This is a genomic window from Bartonella sp. AD328YNZD, assembly GCF_042196425.1.
On the sequence record NZ_JBHIQG010000132.1, the window covers coordinates 1 to 6,221 of the forward strand.

Sequence of the window (6,221 nt, forward strand, 5' to 3'; positions counted from 1 at the left end):
AAGTACATAAGGAAAAACGATTTTTAAATAGATTGACCATAATTACACCATAATTTTGCCCATAAAAGTAACACGTAATGTATCAAAGAAAACTTAACAAAGAGAAAAATTAGTACGTTTTGGATTAACTGTGCAGACCTTATTAATTCTTTTTGTGTTTTATGTAAATATGGAATTTAAAAGTTACTAAAAATACAGACTAAATCTATTTTTTTATAAGGAATTTGCAAAAATATAACTGAAAAATGAGAGAAAAATCATCTTTAAAGTTGTTATTTAAAAGCAGCTTTAAGAGATTTTTGTACATTAAGAATGCCTATTTTAACTGTTGTTTAATCAATACCCAAAGCGTGTATAATTAATATTCGAGATAAATATTATATTGAAACAATAGGCACTCGTAAGCAGACAAAACTGAATATATGCCAAAATTGGGAAGCAAAGCTATCACATACAGCTGTTTTAGACAGTGTTTATGGAAATACGAACTAATTTAGAAAGAGGAGGAAAGTGTAAAAATTAAAATCTGTTCCGATTTTTACCATCTCTTTTCAACATTTAAAAATATTCAGAGCCGTATCTAAAAGGTGAAAATGACATATAATTTTATCTTTTTATTTATCACATTCTTTAAAGAAAACGCACTTTCAAAAAAATAATACGTTATTTATGTTTCTAATCCACCAATTTTCTCAGATATACCTCATTATTTCCATCCCCATTTCATAACGACAGCAGATATAATATCAAGTTTATCGGATACAGCCCTCATTGCGCCTGAGTAGCATCTTTGTCTTTGCCAATTTCTAATATTGTAAATCCTCTCCTCTTAACATAATCCCCCAAATTATATTGACTCCTTTCTTAAACGATTATCCACTTGCTAATCTTACATATAATAGACAAAGGAATGCTTTTTATGGATTCATCATAAGAGCATTGAAAATATTTCAGCGCCCTAAATTAAAAAATATCTTTATAAATCAAAATATTATAAATAATATAATAATCACTCTGAAATACGCATTTTGAAACGATAACGTACAAACTCTTCAGATTTTTCAAAAAAAACGAAAGAAGTCCAACCCAAAAGCATATTAAAGATATGCAAAGTCACACTCTCGTAAAAATGCTATAACACAAAATGAATAGATAATGAGAAAAAGCCACAAGTATAACTTGTAGCTTTTTGAAAGATTAATCAAAAACAGCAACAAAACTAGAAATGATAACGCAATCCACCTGAAAAACTCGTTCCAGAAAAACCAGCTTTCGTTAGTTTTTGCTGATAAACCAAATCACCGTAAAGCGCAAATTTTTGAGATAATTGAGCATTAAAACCTAATCCAGTTTCTAATGAAGAACCAAAAGCACCTAACTGAAAAGCATCTTTAAAATGCACAAATTGTTTTCCTTCAAAACCATGAGCAAGATGAAGCTTGCCATAGAAAGAAACAACCTGAGCCTCATCAGTAGCAACCAGCCTCTTTGTTAAACGCCCTCCAACACGCCCTACCCACTGATGAAGTTTTCCTAAATCAATATCAAAGCCGTCCACATCACGTACCTTATTAAATTGAAGATATTGATAAACAACCTGAACTTGCGGATCAAAAACAAAACCGTCCTCTCCTACCATAAATGTTTTACCAGCAGACAATGAAGCACTTAAAGGATTTCCCTTTAATGTTGCCGTCTTGCCCCGTGCAGTTGTTAGAACATCACCTTTAAACAAACCGTAAGACACAAGACCATCAACGTAAAAACCTGCATCATGCTGCATACCACCGTATGCCGTAACTGACCATTTATCAAATGTACTTTTTTGACTCTGCTCAACATTCAAAGGTTGCAAAGAAAATCTCTCGTAAGCCCCGATAATTCCAAAAGAAGTGGAACCATACATATTTTCGATTGCTTTTAGCAAAACACCTGCTTCTAGTGCATTATAATTAAACTCGCCGCCATAACCATATTCAAGCGCGGAAAGATTTGAAGTATAACGATGATTGCCGCCATAACCGCTCACAAAAAAGAGAGGGTTTTCACGACTTTCTAATAAGCCCCCAGAAGTAATTCGCAAAGCTTCTAACCGCTTATTTTGATTGTTAACATTCATCAAACCAATATGACGTAAAGCATTAGGCAAAAGGAGATAAGTCGGAACCTGCGGAACAACAGCCTTAACGCCCGGCTTAGGACGAGGATGGGGCTCCGGAGCTGGTTCTGGAGAAGGTTCTGGTCCCGGAATTGGCTTAGGAGAAGGATCTGGTTTAGGTTGAACATCAGAATCTATAGACCTACTTTCAAGGCGGAAATCCCAAAATTCTCCGCTCCCTTCCACTAATCTTTGATCCATGCTTGCTTTTCCAAACTCAGACCCTGGACCATAACCATAAAGCTTATATTGATAAGGTAATTCGTTTAACGCTACATAACCACCTTTCAATTGAAAAGAATCTTGCTTTGCTTCTCCTGAAACCTGAATGACTGAAATACCTTCATTATTTCCCCCCTTTCCCGTATATCCTCCTGGACTTCCTGCAACTCCATGCACATGAAGCATTGTTTTTCCCGAAACATCCCCATGAATTAAAACACGATCCGTCTTTTGATGATTAAGAGCACCACCACTATTCAGATAGCTATTAAGAAAAATAGAGGCACCATCCCGTACTCTATAAACTTCACCCCGTCCATTTCCAATACGAAGGGTCTGATAATCATCAATAGAAGGAGATTCTGGTCTTTTAAAATGAATAGAGCTATCACCCATAAGACTAACGAGTGAAATAGAAGAATCATGTGCAGCCGCATGTTGATCTTTTTGCACCTGTTGTGGTAAAATCCATGTAGAATGACCTCCCAGATAAAGTTCGGCATGAGAATCTTTATCAACGTGAGTACGACCTTCAAGGGTAGAACCATCAGCCAAAACCGTTATAGAAGCCCCTTTCTCAGCTCTTAATAAAAAATTCCCTGAACGAAGAGTACTTTTCATCAAACTCACCGCACCAGAAATAAGGTTTTCACCATAAAGAGCCGTATCGTCTTCAACAGAAAACTCTGTTGTATCCAAATTAACAACTTCCAATCGTGGTGGAGCTTTTTCTTCCTCTAATGAAATCTCCTCTTTTTTATCCCCATCTTCGCTCCATGGCTTTTCTCCCTGAAAATAGATACCATAAGATCCCTCACCCTTTACGGTAACAGAAGAAGACTTAAAATTAGCCTCGGTCACATAAAAGTTATTCGATAAATCTTCATCTTCAGTTTCAGCTTCTGTTTCAGATCGTTCTGGTACAACATGAAGAGGCTTGATAGGATTTTCTAATAATATACCATGTGCATCCTCAACCTTAATAGTCCCCCCTGTAAACTCAACACGTCCCCCTTCATCCATTAAAATAGCCGCATCACTTTTGTCTCTGTGGCCTTTTCCAGTAACAGTAACACCATCGAGAATAACCTTCCCTCCCAACATCGCAGAAATCCCATGACTGTTGGTAAAGTTAACCTCCCCACCTTCCACCCAAATATCTGCCCCGCTATAACTGGAAAGACTTGCCTTCCCATCACGCGTATTAACTTTTGCACCCTCTAGAATAACCAATGAATTCCCCACAGCTTCAACAGCCCTATCACTGTCCTCTATAATCCCCTGCTTTACCTCAATGATTCCATTATGAGCAAAAAGAGCTAACTTTGTATTTTTAAGCGTCGTTTTTTTCAAAACAATCTTTCCATCATCGGATACAGCCACACCACGCAAAAAAGATTTATCAGAAACTTCACTGCTAACAGTTACATTCTCTCCATCAACTCTGGACCCTATCCGCTTCACCGTTATAGCAGTAGGATCATCAGGATAGTTGGAAACATTTTCGTTCGTAATTGTATAAGATTTATTATCAATTTTAGATTCCCCGCAATTATCGCATATATAATATAATCCACTATAAAAATAGAACGCAGGCTTCACACCTCTTCCATCAGAATCTCCATCTTTAGTAGAGTTATCTACATTATCCTGATGTTTGGTGTCCCCAGCCAATCCACTCAGCTTACGATAGTCACTTCCTCCACGAATACCCTCATCGTTATTGCCAACATTAATCATATTAGAAGGGTAATAATTATCCCCACTCTCTCCACTAAGAGGAAGCTTATGCTTATTATTCCCGCTAAGATAAGGAGAAGAATTAGCAGAGACAACTGGGATAACCTTTATAACATAAGGTTTACTATCCTTCCCCTCTGCAGCCGCATACACTTCTCTTCCATTTTGAAGCAAAGAGAGGATAGCTGTTGTACAAGCACATAAACATACATGATTTCTAAAAACTTTAATCATAGTTCCCTCGAAACTTTCCTTCCCCTCTCATTAAAAACAAAAGCACTTACAAAACACCCCCTTGCACACCTCAAAAATACGAAAAGTGTAACAAAAGAACATGCCTCATGCCTATTTGAACTGTGCAATGAATTATCCCAATAAATTTGGCAAAAGCTCTACGCTAAAAACCATCTATAAGAGAATAACAACAAAACACAATTTATAAGTGTATAATGCATTCTGTATTTCGTGTAAAGAAAAAATGAAACCAGTGCGTGCAATTAATTAAAAACACAATCTAGCCTTGTGAACTTTAAAAATTAATCCACAAGGAGATGAATGAAACAATGATTTAAATCCGTAAAAAACAAACTCTCAAAAACGAGCTTTAGAAAACATCAAATATTATATTAGATAATATCAATACAGTACTAAAAAGGATAACGTAATGCATACCATTCTGCTGAACGCTTAAAAAGCCGATAAAAGCGAAGCACTCTATCGCATCAGTAGCAGCATAAATTTTAAGAAAATTCGCTTTAGCGGAGAAAAGTGCTCTCATACACAAAAAAACTATGTTTTTTTTGCTCAATCAAGAAGACGAAAATCTTTTAAAGACAACACAAGTTGTTACAAAGAAAAAAGGCAGCACAATGTGCTGCCTTTTCTAAAAAGGTACATAGTGTACCTTATATTAAAACTGATAACGTATTCCTCCGGAAAAACTTGTTCCCGAAAAACCAGCCTTATTAAGCTTATGTTGATAGAGAATATCAGCATGCAGAGAGAACTGTGGCAACAATTTGGCATTAAAACCTAATCCAGCCTCTAGAGAAGAACCAAAAGCTCCTAACTTGAAAGCATCATTGAAATGCACAGACTGTTTTCCTTCAAAACCATGAGCAAGATAAAGCTTACCATAGAAAGCAACAGCATTCACGCCTTCAGAACCTGTAGGAATCTTGGTTAAACGTCCACCAACACGTGCTACCCACTGATTAAGGTTACCCATTTCAATATTAAAATTGTCGATATCACGGGCCTTATTAAACTGGAGATGTTGATACACAACCTGAACCTGCGGATCAAAGACAAAGCCCTTATATCCTGTCATAATTGTCTGACCACCAGCTAAAGAAACACTCAAAGGATTACCTTTTAATGTTGCTGTTTTACCCCGTGCAAGGGTGAGAACATCACCTTTGAACAGACCATAGGATAAAAGACCGTCAACATAGAAGCCAACATTATGCTGCATGCTACCATATACCGTAGCAGTCCATTTATCAAATGCACTCTTCTGACTGTGCTCAACATTCACAGGCTGCAGAGAAAGTTTTCCATAAGTTCCCATAACGCCAAAGGATATAGCACTATCAGCATTTTCAATAGTTTGCAGCAAAACACCTGCCTCTACACCATTATAACTAAGATCACCTCCGTAACCATATTCAAGTGCGGACAGATCTGAAGTATAACGGTAACTTCCACCATAGCCGCGCAAGTATAAAGCAGGATTTTCACGAACCTCTACCATTCCTGTAGAAGTCATCCGCAACGTCTCCAATTGCTTATTTTGATTGCTAATATCCATCAAACCAGCGTGGAATACGCTATTAGGCAAGCTGAGATAAGTTGGAACCTGTGGAACAACAGACCTTACAAATTGTGCAGGAAGGGCAGCAGATCCAACAGACTTAACATACTGATTTTCTAGACGGAAGTTCCAAAATTCTCCACCATCCTTAACAAATTTCTGCTGAACATGCTCCTGTTTCGAAGTCGCTTCTGGAGCATAAGCACGAAGGGTGTATTTGTAAGGTGAGTTTCTCAGTGCAACATAATTGCCATCGAGTTGGAAAGAGTCTTTCTTCGCTTGACCATA

Annotated in this window: 2 protein-coding genes; both read right to left on the reverse strand. The window is 37.1% G+C overall.

Features of this window, described 5'->3' with window-relative positions; genetic code table 11:
• Positions 1-1,219: 1,219 nt before the first annotated feature.
• Entirely contained in the window at positions 1,220-4,354 is a 3,135-nt protein-coding gene (locus ACFIO3_RS07180; protein ID WP_375704251.1) for an autotransporter outer membrane beta-barrel domain-containing protein, read from the reverse strand.
• A gap of 676 nt (positions 4,355-5,030) precedes the next feature.
• On the reverse strand, positions 5,031-6,221 hold a 1,191-nt coding region (locus ACFIO3_RS07185), incomplete at its 5' end, for an autotransporter outer membrane beta-barrel domain-containing protein (RefSeq protein WP_375704252.1).